Source organism: Alishewanella sp. BS5-314, assembly GCF_025377695.1.
GTDB lineage: Bacteria > Pseudomonadota > Gammaproteobacteria > Enterobacterales > Alteromonadaceae > Alishewanella > Alishewanella aestuarii.
In genome coordinates this window covers 333,522-350,198 of sequence record NZ_JACEHJ010000001.1, presented here as the reverse complement: position 1 = coordinate 350,198, position 16,677 = coordinate 333,522, and the positions used below count along the sequence as shown (strand labels likewise).

Genomic DNA, 16,677 nt, shown 5'->3' with positions numbered 1-16,677 from the left:
GTAAATTCAGTCGGCAGTAATCGTTTCCGGCAGAATGCCCGCCTGTCGATACTGCTTGTAGCGTTCCCGCGCCTGCGCTTTTAGCGTTGGCTCGGCGGGCACAAATTCAATGATCTGGTTAAAGCGCCGGGCAAAATCCGGCACCTGGTCGGCCAGGTTAATTAACACCTGGCGGCTGGCTTTTGGTGCCTGCCAGCCAATTTCTACCGGTGCGCCGCGTTGCGGGCCTTCGCCGGCCAGGTTGTGTGGCACAAAGCTGTCGGGTTCAAATTGCCATAACAGTTCGTCCAGCAGCTCGGCACTTTGCTGGTCGGCAGTATATACGAAAACCCGTTGTTTGGCGCGATACAGCTGGGCACAAAGCTGGCAGGCTAAAGCAAAATGAGCTGGCGCAGGCGTCAGCTCATTAGCTTGGGAACCGGTACTGGCTGCAGCACTTTGCTCAGCCAGCACATAGAAGGTAACCTGCATCAGTGATCCTGCTGCTGACCAGTACGATTGATCAGGAACTGGGTCAGCAATGCGACCGGCCGGCCGGTTGAACCTTTGTCTTTACCCCCACTGCGCCAGGCGGTACCGGCGATATCCAGGTGTGCCCAGTGATATTTGCGGGTAAAGCGTGATAGGAAGCAAGCGGCAGTAATGGTACCGGCCGCGCGGCCACCCAGGTTGCTAAAGTCAGCAAACGGGCTCTCCAGCTGATCCTGATACTCATCCCATAGCGGCAGGCGCCAGGCGCGATCGCCGCTTTGCTCTGAGGCATTCAACAGCTCATGCGCCAATGGGTTATGGTTACTCAGTAGGCCAGAGGCATGTTTACCCAGTGCAATCACGCAGGCACCGGTCAGGGTCGCCACATCAATCACCAGCTCAGGGTCAAAGCGTTCGACATAGGTCAGCGCATCGCACAGTACCAGCCGGCCTTCGGCATCGGTATTCAGCACTTCAACGGTTTGGCCTGACATGGTGGTCAGGATATCACCTGGCCGGTAAGCGTTGGCATCCGGCATATTTTCTGCTGCGGCCAGCACCGCGACGATATTTACCGGTAACTGCAGGTTAATCACCGCCTGCATGGTACCCAGCACTGAGGCGGCACCACACATATCAAACTTCATCTCATCCATGCCATCGCCCGGTTTCAGGCTGATACCGCCGGAGTCGAAGGTCAGACCCTTACCAACCAGTACCACCGGCGCGCTGTTATCGGCCGCGCCCTGATATTTGATCACCGACATTTTCGGTTCATTCACTGAACCGCGGCCAACCGCCAGGTAGGAGTTCATGCCAAGCGCTGACATTTCGGCTACGCCTAATACTTCAACGCTGACCTTATCCGATAACTTACTCAGTGCTGACGCCTGTTCGGCCAGATAGGCCGGGGTACAGATATTCGGCGGCATATTCCCGACATCTTTACACTGCTTAATACCGGCAGCGATAGCTAAACCATGTTCCACTGCGCGCTCGCCAATCGTCAGATCGCGGCGGGTCGGCACATTAAACACAATTTTACGCAGCGGGCGGCGGGTTTCGTCCTTTTTGCTTTTCAGCTTATCAAAGACGTAGAGGCAATCCTGTGTGGTTTCCACCGCATGACGTACTTTCCAGTAGGTATCGCGGCCTTTAACATGCAGCTCGGATAAAAAGCATACCGCTTCCATCGAGCCGGTTTCGTTCAGGGTGCTAATGGTTTTGGCGATGATCTGACGGTACTGACGCTCATCTAACTCGCGCTCTTTGCCACAACCAACCAATAATACACGCTCACTTAATACATTGGGCACATGGTGCAGTAACAGCATCTGGCCTGGCTTGCCTTCCAGATCGCCGCGGCGTAATAAATTACTGATATAGCCTTCACTGATTTTATCCAGTTGCTCGGCTACGGCGGACAGCCGGCGTGGCTCATACACACCGACCACAATGCAGGCACTGCGTTGTTTTTCCGGACTTCCGCTTTTGACGCTGAACTCCATGTTTACTCCTGATTCTAAGAGACTGTGCTACTATGGGCGCTGATCGCATACAGCAGACGCGGCAGCCACAAGGTATGGTGCTGAAATTTTACCGGGTTTTACTGAAAAAGCTCGGTTTTAATGCCGCTTTGCCCGATAATAAAGTGTATAAATACCAAGTTTACTGAAAAATCACCAGCTTTCCAGAGAAAAGACAGGTTTTTAGGGGGCATTTTTGATTATTTTTCGTTATCTGATTGGTGAAGTCTTTCGCGCTCAGTTAGCTGTCTTTGTTATTCTGACCACCATTATTATCAGTCAACGTTTTGTAAAAATCCTGGCTGACGCCTCTGAAGGCGAGATCCCCGGCCAACTGGTACTGAGTATCGTGGCGTTAAAGTTACCGCAGCTGGCGGTGATTATTCTGCCGCTCAGCGCCTTCCTTGGTATCCTGGTGGCGTACGGTCGAATCTATGCCGACAGTGAGATGACAGTACTTCATGCTACCGGCGTCAGCGAATGGTATGTCACCCGTTTAACCCTATTGTTATCGGTACTGATGGCGCTGCTGGCCGCCAGCGTTACCCTGTATTTCAGCCCCTGGGCAACCGAACGCGAATATCAGCTGCTGGAACGCGCCGAATCGGACGCCGGTTTATTTTCGCTGGTACCAGGCCGGTTCCAGCATACTTCGAATGAAAAAGCAGTGATTTTTGTGCAGGAAGTCAGCCGCTCCGGTAACCAGTTAGCCAAGGTGTTTGTCGCCCAGTCTGTCGAAAAAGATGGCGGCAGCCAACAGGCTATTGTTTATGCCTCAGGCGGTGCCGTATATGAAGATCCGGAAACCGGGGCGCAACTAATGACGCTGGAGCAGGGGCGCCGCTATGCCGGTGATGGCCAGTCACCGGCTTATGAAGTGATCGAATTTGATCGCTATCAAATCCAGATCCGCGAACAGGAAGTCGAGCAGCGGCGACGCAAACTATCCAGTTTAAGTACGCCGGCACTGTTAAAAGAAAGTGGCAGTGAGGCGATTGCTGAATGGCATTGGCGGATTGCGATCCCGTTATCAATCCCAATTTTAACCCTGATTGCGGTGCCACTGAGCCGGGTGAACCCGCGCCAGGGCAAGTTTGGCCGGTTATTACCGGCACTGCTGCTGTACCTGGGCTACTATGCCTTGCTGATTATCGCCCGCTCGGCGCTGGAAGATGGCAAGATCCCGCCGCAACTGGGCATGTGGTGGTTGCATGCGGCCGGTTTGACGCTGGGGACGGTATTGATCCTGCGTAACCGGGAAGGGGCGCAGAAGATCCGGGCCTGGGTAGCGGGGCGTTAAGATGATCAGAATACTCGACCTTTATATCGGTAAAACCATTCTTACTACCTCGGCGCTAACCTTAAGCGTATTGCTGGCGTTATCAGCGATGTTCCGTTTTATTGACCAGATGCGTTCTATCGGCCGCGGCTATTACGATATGGTGCATGCTGCGCTGTTTACGCTGTACAGCGTGCCGGGCGATGTGGTGATGTTCTTCCCAATGGCGGCGTTAATCGGCGGCCTGATTGGCCTGGGGATCCTGGCCAGCAGCAGCGAGTTGGTGGTGATGCAGGCTGCTGGCTTATCGCGGCTGAATATTATTAACTCGGTGATGAAGTCGGCTGTACTGATGGTACTGGTAATGATGGCGGTAGCAGAGTGGGGGGCACCGGTGACAGACCGCGCTGCGCGCGAGCTCAGAATTAAAGCCATCTCAGACGGTAATGTATTTGCGGCGCGGCAGGGAGTCTGGGCCAAAGACGGCGACAGCTTTGTTAATATTAAAGAAGTCGACGATCTGGGGAATCTGAAAGAGGTGATTATCTATCAGTTTCAACCGGATCTGGCGCTAGCCCGGGTGGTACGGGCCGAAGCGGCGCAATACCTTGATGATGCCTGGCGCTTGCAGCAGGTTACTGAACTGACCTTTAGTGACGAGCGGATTGAGCAACAGCGACTGCCAACCCAGCGCTGGCGCTCTACGCTGACACCGGACAAGCTCAGTGTGGTGAGTATTAAACCGGAAATGTTATCACTGCGGGGGCTACGCGAATATGTCGATTACCTGCAGCAAAATGGCCAGGAAGCCAGCCGTTACCAGTTAGCCTATTGGCGGAAAATTCTGCAGCCGGTTACCCTGGCGGCGATGTTACTACTGGCGTTGTCCTTTATCTTTGGCCCGCTGCGCAGCGTTACCATGGCGGCTCGTGTGCTGTTGGGGATTTTGACCGGCTTTGGCTTTTATATGAGTAACGAAGTATTCGGACCGCTGGCGCTGGTGTATCAATTACCCCCGCTGGCGGGTGCAGCCTTACCCAGCTTACTCTTTATCGGCATTTCGCTGTATTTTATGCGGCGGAAAATCTAAGCCGCAAAGGTTAACACGCCCCAGGGTTTAGCCAGCCGACCCGATAACCAGCCCGCTTTAGCGGGCTGTTTTATGTAAATTCAGTACCTTGCTTTGTTCTTTACTCAGGATAATCATCTGACTGTTGGTCAGTTGATCCTGCAGCGCCAGACCCTTGCCCCAACGTAACCAGAGCCAGATATTGCCAATGCCGCCAAGTGCCAGCAGCGCTCTGGCCAGCGCCTGCGGCGCTGTCAGCGGTTTACCCGCTTGACTGACCAGCAGTAAACGCCAGGCGCGCATGCCCAGAGTCTGACCGGCTTTACACCAGAAATAGATATAAAACCCCAGGATCACCGCCACCAGATAAGCGAAGTACAGCCACCTGCGCCAGCTGCTGGTAACATAGGCAGCAATATCCTGCTCAGGCAGTAACTGAATAGCACCACTCCATACCAGCAGTTGCACCAGCAACATCGCCAGGCCAGCGGCCAGCATAATCAGCGCCGTGAGAATTAACACATCATAAATTATTGCGGCCAAACGCCGGGCAAAGCCGGCGCGGGGGGCATCCTGATACATAACTACTCCTGTCACGAATAGCGCTAGTCTAGCATGAGGTCTGGACAGCGCCCAGTAGCCGGCTTGTGTTCGCCGCCATGTCCGCGTTGTTATTGACGGACACCCGGACTGTCCGCGGACACTTTTTTCTCTGTGAAAAATATAAAAAACACAATAAAAACAGTGTGATAAATTCTGGCATTAAAGCTGCTATAGCTGCTGCAGGTTTTCATTATTATCGTAAAACGGATCTCACAGATGCAGCCAGTAGTCATTCAAAGCACCGCTACTCAGGACCGGGTACTTGCCCCCAAGCCATCACGGCAAAAGTATCTGTTATGGACGCTGCCCGCCGTCGCGCTGCTGTTGGTCGTTGCCTGGTTATGGCAGCAGAGCGGCAAGCACGCGACCTTGGTGATCCCGCGGCAGCAGGTACAAATTGCCACTGTTGAACGCGGTGATCTGGTGCGGGATATCGCCGCTCAAGGGCGTATCGTTGCCGCCAATGCGCCGACATTATATAGCCAGGAAGCCGGGCAAATCGCCTTCCTAAAACAGCCCGGCGAATCGGTACAAGCCGGTGAGCTGCTGGCGCGCATTACCAGCCCGGCATTATTAAGTGAATACCAGCAGCAGCAGGCAGTACTCAGTGCCTTGCAATCCGACGCCGAACGCGCGGCGTTGCAGGCGCGTGAGCAACAGCTGGATATGGAGCAAATCTTAAATACAGCACAGGTTAATTTGCTGGCGGCGCGGCGTGAGCTGCAGCGGGCGCAGCAGTCGATCGACCTTGGCGTGATCCGTAAGCTGGATTTTGACGTGGCGCAGGACAGATTAACCCAGGCTGAGCTGGAGTTCGCTCATGCTGAGCGCAAGGTCGCCTTGGCCAGAGACAAGCTGGCTTTTGAGCAAAAATCACGGCAGCAGGACATTCAGCGCCAGAGTCTGGTGGTGGCCGAGCTGTCGCGCAAACTGCAGGCACTGGATATTACCGCGCCGGTCACCGGCCAGTTGGGTAACTGGTTGGTCGAGCAGCAAAGCCATGTACTGGCTGGTCAGATGCTGCTGACGGTAATTGATCTGTCGCGCTATGAGGCTGAACTGCAGGTGCCGGAAAGTTACGCCCGTGACCTGCTGCCGGGGATGGCGGTGGAGATCACCGCCGGTAATCAGCAGTTACGCGGTCAAATCAGTTATGTGGCACCTGAGGTGCGCAACAATCAGGTCAGTGCCCGGGTGCGTTTTGCCGATAACGACGCCCAGAGTTTGCGCCAGAGCCAGCGTCTGACCGCGCGGGTGATTCTGGAAGAAAAGCAGAATGTGCTGAAAATTCCCCGCGGTGACTTTGTTGCCTCCGGTGGTGGCAAGGTCGCCTATCAGCTGGTGCAGGGACAGGCGGTAAAAAAACCGGTTGAGCTGGGTGCCTTATCGGTACAGTGGGTAGAGATCCTCAGTGGCGCCAGTGAGGGCGAGCAATGGGTGATTTCTAACCTGAGCGAATTTAAAGATCAGGCACGCGTCAACTTAAATTAAGCAAGGACAATATCATGATAAGCATCAAAAACTTAAATAAAGCCTTTCGTACTGAGCTGATTGAAACCCAGGCGCTGCGCGATATTCATTTGAACGTTAGCGAAGGTGAATTTGTCGCCCTGACCGGCCCGTCCGGCTCAGGTAAATCCACACTATTGAATATTCTGGGCACCCTGGAAAGCTTTGATAGCGGTGAATACCTGCTCGATGGTCAGGCGGTGCAAGGCTTAACGGACCGCGCTTTGTCGGCACTGCGAAATGAAAAAATCGGCTTTATTTTTCAGAGTTTTAATTTAATCAAAGATTTCAGCATCTACGACAATATTGAGCTGCCACTGCGTTATCGTGGTTTTAGCAGTGCCGAGCGTAAACAGCGCGTAGAGCAGGCACTGGAGCGGGTAGGGCTGGCTGGGCGGCGCAGCTATTTACCAGGGCAATTATCTGGTGGTCAGCAGCAGCGCGTCGCAATTGCCCGGGCTCTTGCCGGTTCACCCCGCATTTTACTGGCGGATGAACCTACCGGTAACCTGGATTCGTTAATGGCACGGCAGGTGATGGAGTTGCTGGAGCAGCTTAACCGTGAAGGTTGTACCATTTTAATGGTGACCCATGATCCTGAGCAGGCACGTCGCGCTGGCCGGCATGTGCAAATTGTTGATGGCATGCTCAGCGAAGCCACAGTTTATCAGCCATTGGCTGTCAATCAGTAAGGGGCCCCAATGCAAAACTTTAGCTACTATTTGCGGCTGTCGCTGCACAATATCAAACGGGCGCCACTGCCTTATGCGTTGACGCTGATGATTTTAAGTATTGGCCTGGGCGTGTTTTTCAGTAACGCGACGCTATATTACTGGATGAACCGCGATCCTCTGCCAGAGAAAAGTCAGACCTTGTTTTTCCCGCGGATCAACGCGGTACAGCAGGCCTGTGACAGTTGTACCGAGCCGCTACGGATCCATAATTATCGGTTGGTGGAAAAACTCAGCAGCTCGGGTATTCCCAGTGCTCAGGCCGGGATGTTCCAAAGTGCCGGTTACGCCCGTCTACCGGAAACCAGCAATGGCCCAACGCCGGTCAGCATCCGCGTAACCCAGCGTGATTTCTTTACACTTTTTAACGTGCCTTTTTTGCACGGCCAAACCTGGGCCGATAACAGCGCCCGGATGGAGCTGGTGTTGCACGCTAACGCCGCAATCAAGTTTTTTGGCCGCACTGCTGTCGTGGGTGAACGCCTGTTACTGGACGGCGAACTGTATACGATCGTTGGCGTGCTGGATAACTGGCAGATGTTACCCCGGCTTTACGATGTTAATAATGGCTTGGCCAGCAACCAGGTTGAAGAGATCTATCTGCCGTGGGAAACCGCCTACGATCTGGCGCTTAAATCCAATACCACCACGCAGATCCGCGATGATCTGGATTACAACAGTAATTTTTCCAGTCTGGCACGGGAAGGCGAGTTTTATCAGGCACAGTTCTGGGTGCAGTTAGACACGCCGGAGCAGGTACAGGCATATCAGCAATTTATGGATAATTTAGTGGCTAGTGAAAAAGAGGCCGGTCGTCATCCGCGGCCCAATGCCAATAAACTGCACAACATTCTGGACATCGCCGATGCCTTTAATGCCCGCAACCGCCAGCTCGACGCCTTTGCGTTGGTGTCCTTGCTGTTCTTGCTGGTGTGTCTATTCAATGCCAGCCACCTGTCATTAAATCGTTATCTGGCGAGCCAGTTTGAATTTAGTCTGCGCCGCGCCCTAGGTGCCAGCCGGTTACAGCTGCAAGGCCAACTGCTGACTGATGTACTGGTAAATGGCCTGCTGGCCTTTACGCTGGCCTTACTGTTTGCCTTACTGATGCTGCTACTGACTAACAGCTTATTGCCGGCAACCTCGGCATTGACCAACTGGCAGCCACCACTGCTGTTAGCGATGCTGGCTGTTGCCCTGCTATCGAGCTATCTGGTGACCTTGTATCCAGCCTGGCGTGCTTCCTATAGCCCGCTGAATCAGCAACTGAAAGCCTGAGGATCTGACGATGAGCTTTTCATTATTGTTAAAGTCTTTACTGCGCCGTAAGGTCGTAACCGTACTATTGCTGATCCAGCTGGCGTTAACGCTGGCGTTGCTAACGAATAGTGCAGTATTAGCCTGGCAGGCAAGGCAGCTGGCGAATCAGGCTACCGGCTTACAACTGGACCAAGTGTTACAGGTGAGGTTAAAGCCCACTCTGCCAGAACTGCGCAAGCAACCCGCGCTGGATGAACTGATTGAGCGGCAGCTGGCGGCAATAAGGGCTGTACCTGGCGTGCAGGCAGCTAGCTGGAGTAATCAGAGTCCGTTGGTATTTGGTGGTATGAATGGCAATATTTTTGTACCAGACCAACAGGAAACCACAGATGTTGGTATGGTGCCGGTGCAAATTAACGGCATCGCGGTAAAAGAAGTGCTGGACTTACAATTGCTGCAGGGGCGTTGGCTGGAAGAAACCGATCAGGGTACCGATGCTCTGGTGATCAGTGACAAGCTGGCGAAACGCTTGTTCGGTGAGCAAAGTCCGGTTGGGCAAGCCGTGAGCCGCGGCACTGTGGTCGGAGTGGTCGCGGATGTGTTTATGCAGCGTTATGCTGATGATCAGTATTATGCCAGCTATAGTTATTACAGTTTACCGGGCGCCGATTATGGTTATCAGTTACTGGTAAAAACGGCTCCTGGTCAACTGGATCAGGTACGCCAGCAGCTACCTCAGGTGCTGAGAGGGGTAGAACTGGAAACTGATATCAGCACTATTCAGAGTTTCCGGGAATTACACCAAACGCTATTTCGTAGTGAAAGCGGGCTGGCGACACTGCTGGCGGTACTAAGTGCACTGATGTTACTGGTAGCCATGATTTCAGCCTATAGCCATGCGCTGTTTCATGGCGTACAGCAGCAAAAAGAAATTGGCATTAAGCGGGCACTGGGTGCCAGCCGGCCGCGGATTATGCTGGAGGTGTTAACGGAGAGCTGGCTGACTACGCTAACCGGCGCCGCTGCCGGTATGCTGCTGGCGCTGCTGTTGCAGCAGCAGTTGGCTAAGGTATTGAGTATGCCGGCGCTGCCATGGTTTTTGCTACCGGCCAGCCTGGTGTTACTGTTACTTTGTGTCAGTTTGGCAACATGGTATCCTGCTCATTTAGCGACCCGGGTATCTCCGGCTACGGCAACTAAGACCTTATAATAAATGATAAAAATACTGGTACTTGATGATAATCCGGCCATAGGGGGAGCGCTGCAAACGCTGTTTAGCCTGCACGGCTATCAGGTCTTGCTGGCGGCAACACCGGCTGAAGCACTGACGCTATTGGCCAGTGCTAAGCCTGATTTACTGCTGCAGGATATGAATTTTGCCGCCGGCGTCAGTGATGGCGAACAGGGACGGGCGCTATTTTATCAGATCCGCCAGCAGTTTCCGGCGCTACCTATTATTCTGATGACCTCCTGGACCCAGCTCAGTATGGTAGTTGAACTGGTGAAAGCCGGTGCGGTGGACTATATCGCCAAGCCCTGGGATGACCAGCGTCTGTTGCTGACTGTTGCCAATGCCGTCAGGCTGGCGCAACTGCAGCAGCAACAGCAACTGGCACTGCAACATCAGCAAAGCCTGTTTGCCGGTAAAGAGCTCTGTGGTTTGGTGTTTGCCAGCCGCCAGATGCAACAGCTGCTGCAAATGACGCTGCAACTGGCGCCGTCACAAGCGGCGGTACTGATCACCGGCCCGAATGGTGCCGGTAAAGAAGGTATCGCCAGTGTGCTGCATGCTAATTCCAGCCGCAGTAAGCAGCCGTTTCTGAAGGTCAATATGGGCGCGCTGCCGGCAGAGCTGATGGAGGCTGAGCTGTTTGGAGCCGAAGCTGGGGCCTATAGTGGCCTAAGCAAAACCCGGATCGGGCGCTTTGAAGCGGCCGATGGCGGCACCTTGTTTTTAGATGAAATTGGCAATTTGCCATTGGCTGGCCAGATTAAACTATTGCGGGTGCTGCAAAGCGGTGAATTTGAGCGGCTCGGCTCCAGCCAGACGCGCCGGGTTGATGTGCGGGTGATCAGTGCGACCAATAGTGATTTGCAACAAGCGATTAGTCGCGGCAGCTTTCGTCAGGATCTGTATTATCGTTTAAATGTGGTGGAGCTCAGATTGCCGCCATTAAAGGCACGGCCAGACGATATATTGCCACTGGCGCGTCACTTTTTAGCGGGCAACAAGGCCCTGGGCGCTGACGCCGAGCAGGCGCTGTTACACTACGATTGGCCAGGCAATGTGCGTGAGCTGCAGAATGTCTGTCAACGGGCGGCGCTGTTGGCCAGTAGCGAGCAAATTACTGCCGCTGATCTTGGTATTGCCGCTGAAGTGTCAGGCCGCAAAGCGCTGGATGATATCGATCAGGCCAGCTTGCTGGCGGCACTGGAGCAGGCCGGCGGTATAGTGTCACGCGCTGCTAAACAGCTGGGGTTAAGCCGGCAGGCCTTTTACCGGCGGCTGGAATTTTACGGGATTAAATTACCATGAGTCGGCGACAGCGCTGGTTGCAGGCTTTGCAACAGCCGGTAGTGCGGCTGAATCTGGCCTTGCTGCTCGGTTTGCTGGGGCTAACTGTGCTGCTGGGCCTGGCAGCACAGTGGCAGTGGTTAAACCCGGCGTTAGCCCAGACCTTGTTAGTTGCGCTGTGGTTACTGTTGCCGCTGTTGATGTTACTGGTACGCTGGCAATTGCAGCCGCTGACGCGAGAGCTAACGGCGCTGAATTTACATGCCCAGAATTTGCAGGATGGCAGTTTTAATACCGGTGCCAATCCGCAGCAATTACGCTTATTAAAACCGCTGGCGGCGCAACTGCAGCAAATGAGTGAACAGCTACGGTTACAACGTAATAGCCTGTATCAGCGCGAGCTCTTGCTCGATACGCTGGTGCAGAGCAATCCGGGGCCGCTGATCCTGACCGATGATCGCGAGCGGGTGCTACTGTGTAATCCGGCTGCCCGCCAGCTGTTGTATGGTGGTAAAGACTTTAGCGGTATGGCTCTGGCTCCATTGGTGTCGCCCTGGCCGGAACTGGCTGCGGCAGTCAAGGCCGGACGTAGTGGGCTAATGCGTCTGAACCAACAGGGGGAAAGCGTCTGGCATCTGGCACTAAGCCAATTTCATTTGCACAACCAGCAGCATCGCTTATATGTTCTGAAACCCCTGAGCCGTGAGATCGCCCGTGAGGAGCTGAACGCCTGGAAAAGCTTGCTGCGGGTGATCAGTCATGAGCTGAATAATACGCTGGCGCCGCTATCGTCGCTGGCATTTTCCGGTAAGGTTGTGGCAGAGCGGCAGCAACAGACTGAGTTATCAGATATTTTTAATACCATCAGCGAACGCTGTCAGAGTTTGAATCAGTTTTTGCAGGCCTATATTCAGTTTGCCAAGTTACCGCCACCGACGTTGGCACCGCTTAATTTTGTAAAGCTAATTAATGAGCTGCAGGATCAGTATGAGTTTGAGTTAATGGGGGAGTTACCGCGGCGCCCCTGGCAGGCTGACCAAGCGCAGCTAAGTCAGTTATTAGTGAATTTGCTAAAAAATGCCCACGAAAGCGGCTCACCACCGGAGCAGATTAGCCTGACGCTGCATGAAACTGCAGAGCGGTTGATCTTTGAACTGCGGGATCAGGGCGGTGGTATGGCTGAAGCTCAGCTACAACAAGCACTCACGCCCTTTTATACGACCAAAACCGGTGGCTCGGGGATCGGCCTGACGCTATGCCGCGACATTATTCAGGCCCACGGCGGCGACTTGCAATTGCAGAACAGCGCCGGTGGTTTGCTGGTACGCTTTAGTTTGCCGGCTATCTAGTCTTCGTTAATCAGCTGGTACTGTGCCGCCAGATAATCGATCAATGCCCGCACCACAGGTAACAAACAGCGTCTTGATGGGTATACCAGATGGATTACCTCGCGTTTGGGCTCCCAGTCCGGCAGTAAACGCACCAGTTGTCCGCTTGCCAATTCCGCTAATAGCATCAGCTGCGGTAGCTGGACGATACCAGTCCCAGCCAGAGCTGCCGTTTTCAGCGCCAGCATATCAGTGGTGACAAAGCGTGGTTGAAAATGCAGCAGCAGTTGCTGGCCATCACGGTGTTGCAGTTGCCAGCTATGCGGCTCCTCCGGCCGGGCGCGGCTTAGCGCCGGTAAACTTAACAGTGCCTGCGGCGTATCCGGCTCGCCAAAGCTTGCCAACAGTGATGGGGCGGCAACGAGGCATTGGCCACGGTCGGACAGGATTTTCAGGACCAGTGAGCTGTCTTCCAGCGGCAGCGGTCTGACCCGCAGCGCTAAATCAAAGCCTTCGGCAATGACATCGACCCGACGGTTGGTCGCCTCCAGCTGGATCTGGACTTTCGGGTATAGCGTCATAAAGTCAGCCAGCATCCGGCTAATATGAAAATGCAGCAAACCCACCGGGCAGCTTAGCCTAATCACCCCGGCCGGCTCGGCCTTTAGCGCATCTATGGTTTGCTGGGCGGCATCGGCTTCAACCAGCACTGTCTGACAATGTAGATAATAGCGTTTACCGGTCTCGGTCAGCGTCAGCTGCCGGGTAGAGCGCTGCAACAAGCGTACCCCCAGCCGCTCTTCGAGCAGGGCCAAACGCCGGCTTAATTTAGATTTCGCTACCCCCAAAGCGCGGCCGGCGGCGGCAAAACCGCCGTGCTCGACCACTTTGGCAAAATAATAAAGATCGTTTAAATCCTGCATTTATCCCTTCCTTCGTTCTCAGAATGGAACGCTGTGTCGCATTCTGATGGACTACTGCTATTCTTAGCTTGCTATAAGCTTACCGGGTAGTACCGGCTGTGCCAAACAGCCTTTTTGTTCGGATGAAACAGGAGACCTGACGATGAACAAACCCTATGTAAGATTAAATAAAGCGGATGCGGCCGTCCTTTTAGTCGACCACCAAACCGGATTACTGTCACTGGTAAGAGATATTGATCCTGACCGCTTTAAAAACAATGTACTGGCTCTCGCCGATCTGGCCAAATATTTTGCATTGCCCACCATTTTAACCACCAGCTTCGAGCAGGGACCAAATGGTCCTTTGGTGCCAGAGTTAAAAGAAATCTTTCCCAAAGCGCCCTTTATCGCCAGACCGGGCCAGATCAATGCCTGGGATAATGAAGACTTTGTGCAGGCGATTAAAGCCACCGGTAAGAAGCAACTGATTATCGCCGGGGTCGTCACCGAAGTCTGCGTTGCCTTCCCGACCCTGTCAGCCCTGGCCGAAGGCTTTGATGTCTTTGTGGTCACAGATGCTTCCGGGACCTTTAACGAACTGACCCGCGACTCGGCGTGGCGACGGATGGAAGCCGCTGGCGCCCAGCTGATGACCTGGTTTGGTGTCGCCTGTGAACTGCACCGTGACTGGCGCAATGATATTGAGGGCTTGGGACAGTTGTTCTCTAATCATATTCCGGATTACCGCAATTTGATCAACAGCTATGTGACCCTGACCGCCAATAAGTAATCGGCAACGGGCCTGCGCTGGCAGGCCCCGGGATAGCCAGAACATGACTACTGAGCATAGCACCAAGGCCGGCGTCTCGGTCGGCATTGACCATCAGGTCAGGATTGAGCAGCAGCAGCGGTATGAGCAATGGCTTGCTGATATTATCCAGGTTGCGGCGGGCTTTCCTGGTCATCAGGGAGTTGTGGTGCTAAAGCCAGCTGCCGGTCAGCAGCGTTATTGTATTTCGGTGCGTTTTTCCAGCCAGCAGGATGCCGAGCGCTGGTTAAGCTCTGCTGAGCGGGCCACGTTAATTGAACAGGTCAAGCCCTGCCTGGCGGTGCCGGAGAATGTGCAAATTCTGTCTGGTATTGATTATTGGTTTGAACCGATGAACCCGCAGTCGCCACATCCGGTGCGCTGGAAACAATGGTTACTGACCACAGCGGTGATTGCCGTGCTAACAATGCTGGTCCCCTTGCTGTTACAACCGCTGTTTGCGCTACTGCCGTTTTTACAATGGTTCGGCGTGCGGCATGTCTTTTCAGCGGCCATCATTGTCGCTCTGGTGATTTATGTCGTCATGCCAAGATTAGTGCCGCTGTTGGCGAAATGGCTGTTTCGCTGAAGGTGCTTTGAGTTTTTCCGGGCTGCTGTGCCAGCCCGGCTTTCCCTGCTTGATACTTTTCTGCCATGATTAGCGGATGAACTTATGCTGAGCAACGAAAAGCATGCGCTATTTGGCTGTGTTGGTAATCTTGCTGCACCTGGTTGGCTGCAGCAACACCCGTTTTATCAAGCTTGAGCAAACCGCGGCACCGGCATTGGATCCGGTAACCAGTCTACTGGCTTACCGCTTTATTAGTTTACAGCAGCAAGATGCTGCCAGTATCGCTGGCTATTGTCAGGCACTACGCGCCCAGTCGCCAAGTGGCCAACTCTATCTGTTGCAATTAGCCTGTGCTGAGCGCTGGCTGGCGCAACCGTTAAGCGACAGCGAACGGCAAGCGGCCATAGCGCTGTACAATGCCGCCTTATTACCACTGGTCAGAGCGGCATTACAGCCCGCTGCACAACAACCCGCTGCACAACAACCTGCCTATCTGGCATTACAGTTAGAAGTTTTGTCAGACGACGGCTTACCGCTGACCCACTTTACGTTGGCCGCTGATGTGCAAGCTAAAGATCCTTTAATGCAGGCTCCTGCGGTGCAGGCGCTTGGCATTAGCCTGGTTGGGCAGCGACCGAACACGGGGCAGGGACGGGATCGCTGGTATCCGCCGGAAGGGATTTTTCGCGCTGTGACAGTGTTACCGGCAGGCTTTGATTTTCGAAACCCGGTGCAACCGGTGCTGCGGCTGCAGGCCCGGGTGATGACTCAGGCTGAGGAGTTGCAGCTTGGCGAGCAGCGTTATCCGGTGCATTATGATTTGGCAACACCTTATTTATTGCTGGCCGAAGCGGCGCAAGTTGACCGCTTTGAACTGACCGGTTTGCTGCGTGCGGCTGAGGTTGAAAGTAAGCTTGGGATCTACGTGATAGAGCCGCTGGTTACCGATAAAATTCCGATCCTGATGATCCACGGTTTATATTCCAGCCCGCTGATCTGGCGGCGTTTAAGCTGGGCCATCTATGCCGATCCGCAGTTGGCCAAACGTTATCAAATCTGGCATGCCTTTTACCCAACAGGTCCGCCCCCCTTTTTCAACGCGATGCGGCTACGCCGTGAGCTGGAGCAACTGCGGGCAGAGTTGCACAACTTAGCTGTCAGTAATACGGCGGCTACTGCACCGGCGCTGGCGCAAATGTGGCTGATTGGGCATAGTATGGGCGGTATTATCAGCCGGACTATGGTGGTCGATAGTGGCAACGCCTTGTGGGATCGCACCTTTAAGGTGGCACCAGAACAGTTAAGGCTCGAGGAGCAGGCCTTAGAACCGCTGCGCGAGATCTTTTTCTTAACACCAAAGCCATATGTCAGTGCTGTCGTTTTTCTTGATACACCGCATCAGGGCAGTGACCAGGCGCGTGGCCTGGCCGGCCGGCTTGCCAGCTCGTTAATCCGCTTACCCGGCAGTATGTATCAGGTGTTTTCCAGATTGTGGCAAGACGAGCGCATGCATTATCTGACTGACGAAATGCGGCCTTATATGTCAGCACAGGGACCAGATAGCGTACGGGTGCTGTCGCCCGGCCACCCACTGCTGCAGGAGCTGAGTAAGTTACCGCCGCAGGTGCCGGTGTATTCGGTAATTGGCAATAACAGACCCAAGCGCTGCCAAACTCCATTAGTATGCCCCGGCCTGAATGATGGTGTGGTCAGCTACCACAGCGCGCACTTACCGCAGGCACAGGCTGAACTGATAGTGCCGTCTAAACACGACTCTTATCAATCACCAGAGGCGATTGCCTTTATTCTGCAGCAGCTAACCGCCTGGCAAAGCGCCAACTGAGTTGCTGTTATTTTCAGCAGTTGAAGCGGGGGGCCGGAAAAAGGGGCGAGAAAGCACTTGCGCCTGCTAAGCGGCATCGTATAATGCAGGCGTTTACCTCAAACAACTCCTCTCTGCCTGGGTGGCGAAATCGGTAGACGCAGCGGATTCAAAATGCAACGCGTCTTCGTAAAAGGTAGACTTAACTATTTGAATAGTTTAGAGTTAAAGAAATAAGAGCTCGTAAAAAAGCTTGTAAAGTTTTGTAAAGGTCTGTAGCTAC

The 16,677-nt window shown here is 53.9% G+C and carries 15 protein-coding genes; 11 read left to right on the top strand and 4 right to left on the bottom strand.

Annotated elements, in window-relative coordinates; translation table 11 throughout:
- Positions 1-6: 6 nt before the first annotated feature.
- Together H1D31_RS01640 and pepA are read right to left on the bottom strand one after the other, a co-directional pair.
- Complete coding sequence (locus H1D31_RS01640; RefSeq protein ID WP_261255388.1) at positions 7-471, bottom strand: DNA polymerase III subunit chi; 465 nt, start codon at positions 469-471, stop codon at positions 7-9.
- Positions 471-1,979 carry a leucyl aminopeptidase gene (pepA, locus tag H1D31_RS01635; protein WP_008609119.1) on the bottom strand — a complete coding sequence of 503 codons (1,509 nt, stop codon included), beginning with the start codon at positions 1,977-1,979 and terminating at the stop codon, positions 471-473. Before pepA ends, H1D31_RS01640 begins: the two co-directional genes overlap by 1 nt.
- 214 nt (positions 1,980-2,193) lie before the next feature.
- Between pepA and lptF the strand changes: the two genes are divergently transcribed.
- Positions 2,194-3,297, top strand: coding sequence for an LPS export ABC transporter permease LptF (gene lptF, locus H1D31_RS01630; RefSeq protein WP_008951099.1), 1,104 nt, complete (start codon positions 2,194-2,196; stop codon positions 3,295-3,297).
- A gap of 1 nt (position 3,298) precedes the next feature.
- A complete protein-coding gene (lptG, locus tag H1D31_RS01625) occupies positions 3,299-4,366 on the top strand; it encodes an LPS export ABC transporter permease LptG (RefSeq protein WP_008951100.1) in 1,068 nt (355 codons plus the stop codon).
- Positions 4,367-4,423: 57 nt separating this feature from the next.
- On the opposite strand, the gene H1D31_RS01620 is transcribed toward lptG, so the two are convergent.
- Positions 4,424-4,927 carry an RDD family protein gene (locus tag H1D31_RS01620; RefSeq protein ID WP_261255377.1) on the bottom strand — a complete coding sequence of 168 codons (504 nt, stop codon included), beginning with the start codon at positions 4,925-4,927 and terminating at the stop codon, positions 4,424-4,426.
- A 237-nt stretch (positions 4,928-5,164) separates the two neighbouring features.
- Between H1D31_RS01620 and H1D31_RS01615 the strand changes: the two genes are divergently transcribed.
- Genes H1D31_RS01615 through H1D31_RS01590 form a run of 6 tightly spaced genes read left to right on the top strand, consistent with a single transcriptional unit; the run spans position 5,165 to position 12,312 of the window.
- The gene (locus H1D31_RS01615) at positions 5,165-6,439 is read left to right on the top strand and encodes an efflux RND transporter periplasmic adaptor subunit (protein WP_261255375.1); all 1,275 of its coding nucleotides are present in this window, start codon (positions 5,165-5,167) and stop codon (positions 6,437-6,439) included.
- Positions 6,440-6,453: 14 nt separating this feature from the next.
- Positions 6,454-7,149 carry an ABC transporter ATP-binding protein gene (locus tag H1D31_RS01610; protein ID WP_008951103.1) on the top strand — a complete coding sequence of 232 codons (696 nt, stop codon included), beginning with the start codon at positions 6,454-6,456 and terminating at the stop codon, positions 7,147-7,149.
- Positions 7,150-7,158: 9 nt separating this feature from the next.
- Positions 7,159-8,466 (top strand): ABC transporter permease, encoded by a 1,308-nt coding sequence (locus H1D31_RS01605; protein WP_261255371.1) that lies wholly within the window; start codon positions 7,159-7,161, stop codon positions 8,464-8,466.
- Positions 8,467-8,476: 10 nt separating this feature from the next.
- Positions 8,477-9,658, top strand: a complete 1,182-nt coding sequence (locus H1D31_RS01600) for an ABC transporter permease (protein ID WP_261255369.1) — start codon at positions 8,477-8,479, stop codon at positions 9,656-9,658.
- Positions 9,659-9,661: 3 nt separating this feature from the next.
- The gene (locus tag H1D31_RS01595; RefSeq protein ID WP_261255367.1) at positions 9,662-10,984 is read left to right on the top strand and encodes a sigma-54-dependent transcriptional regulator; all 1,323 of its coding nucleotides are present in this window, start codon (positions 9,662-9,664) and stop codon (positions 10,982-10,984) included.
- Positions 10,981-12,312 (top strand): sensor histidine kinase, encoded by a 1,332-nt coding sequence (locus H1D31_RS01590; RefSeq protein ID WP_261255365.1) that lies wholly within the window; start codon positions 10,981-10,983, stop codon positions 12,310-12,312. Before H1D31_RS01595 ends, H1D31_RS01590 begins: the two co-directional genes overlap by 4 nt.
- Here the strand turns inward: H1D31_RS01590 and H1D31_RS01585 are convergent.
- Positions 12,309-13,214: a LysR family transcriptional regulator gene (locus H1D31_RS01585; protein ID WP_261255363.1), complete on the bottom strand. Its 906-nt coding sequence runs from the start codon at positions 13,212-13,214 to the stop codon at positions 12,309-12,311. The two genes, H1D31_RS01590 and H1D31_RS01585, sit on opposite strands and share 4 nt — an antisense overlap.
- Before the next feature lie 142 nt (positions 13,215-13,356).
- On the opposite strand from H1D31_RS01585, the gene ycaC reads away from it, so the two are divergent.
- The 3 genes from ycaC to H1D31_RS01570 all read left to right on the top strand — a co-directional run bounded on the left by ycaC (position 13,357) and on the right by H1D31_RS01570 (position 16,415).
- The gene (ycaC, locus tag H1D31_RS01580; protein WP_261255361.1) at positions 13,357-13,983 is read left to right on the top strand and encodes an isochorismate family cysteine hydrolase YcaC; all 627 of its coding nucleotides are present in this window, start codon (positions 13,357-13,359) and stop codon (positions 13,981-13,983) included.
- Between the two features lie 43 nt (positions 13,984-14,026).
- Positions 14,027-14,590: an antibiotic biosynthesis monooxygenase gene (locus H1D31_RS01575; RefSeq protein WP_261255360.1), complete on the top strand. Its 564-nt coding sequence runs from the start codon at positions 14,027-14,029 to the stop codon at positions 14,588-14,590.
- Between the two features lie 103 nt (positions 14,591-14,693).
- Positions 14,694-16,415, top strand: coding sequence for an esterase/lipase family protein (locus H1D31_RS01570; RefSeq protein WP_261255359.1), 1,722 nt, complete (start codon positions 14,694-14,696; stop codon positions 16,413-16,415).
- Positions 16,416-16,677: the final 262 nt, after the last annotated feature.

Bases quoted from the DNA above. Each gene is read 5' to 3' on its own strand.
- H1D31_RS01605 (WP_261255371.1), top strand. From the start codon at position 7,159: ATGCAAAACTTTAGCTACTATTTGCGGCTGTCGCTGCACAATATCAAA.
- H1D31_RS01610 (WP_008951103.1), top strand. From the start codon at position 6,454: ATGATAAGCATCAAAAACTTAAATAAAGCCTTTCGTACTGAGCTGATT.
- lptG (WP_008951100.1), top strand. From the start codon at position 3,299: ATGATCAGAATACTCGACCTTTATATCGGTAAAACCATTCTTACTACC.
- H1D31_RS01570 (WP_261255359.1), top strand. From the start codon at position 14,694: ATGCGCTATTTGGCTGTGTTGGTAATCTTGCTGCACCTGGTTGGCTGC.
- H1D31_RS01620 (WP_261255377.1), bottom strand. From the start codon at position 4,927: ATGTATCAGGATGCCCCCCGCGCCGGCTTTGCCCGGCGTTTGGCCGCA.
- H1D31_RS01590 (WP_261255365.1), top strand. From the start codon at position 10,981: ATGAGTCGGCGACAGCGCTGGTTGCAGGCTTTGCAACAGCCGGTAGTG.
- H1D31_RS01595 (WP_261255367.1), top strand. From the start codon at position 9,662: ATGATAAAAATACTGGTACTTGATGATAATCCGGCCATAGGGGGAGCG.
- H1D31_RS01615 (WP_261255375.1), top strand. From the start codon at position 5,165: ATGCAGCCAGTAGTCATTCAAAGCACCGCTACTCAGGACCGGGTACTT.
- ycaC (WP_261255361.1), top strand. From the start codon at position 13,357: ATGAACAAACCCTATGTAAGATTAAATAAAGCGGATGCGGCCGTCCTT.
- H1D31_RS01585 (WP_261255363.1), bottom strand. From the start codon at position 13,214: ATGCAGGATTTAAACGATCTTTATTATTTTGCCAAAGTGGTCGAGCAC.
- pepA (WP_008609119.1), bottom strand. From the start codon at position 1,979: ATGGAGTTCAGCGTCAAAAGCGGAAGTCCGGAAAAACAACGCAGTGCC.
- H1D31_RS01640 (WP_261255388.1), bottom strand. From the start codon at position 471: ATGCAGGTTACCTTCTATGTGCTGGCTGAGCAAAGTGCTGCAGCCAGT.
- H1D31_RS01600 (WP_261255369.1), top strand. From the start codon at position 8,477: ATGAGCTTTTCATTATTGTTAAAGTCTTTACTGCGCCGTAAGGTCGTA.
- H1D31_RS01575 (WP_261255360.1), top strand. From the start codon at position 14,027: ATGACTACTGAGCATAGCACCAAGGCCGGCGTCTCGGTCGGCATTGAC.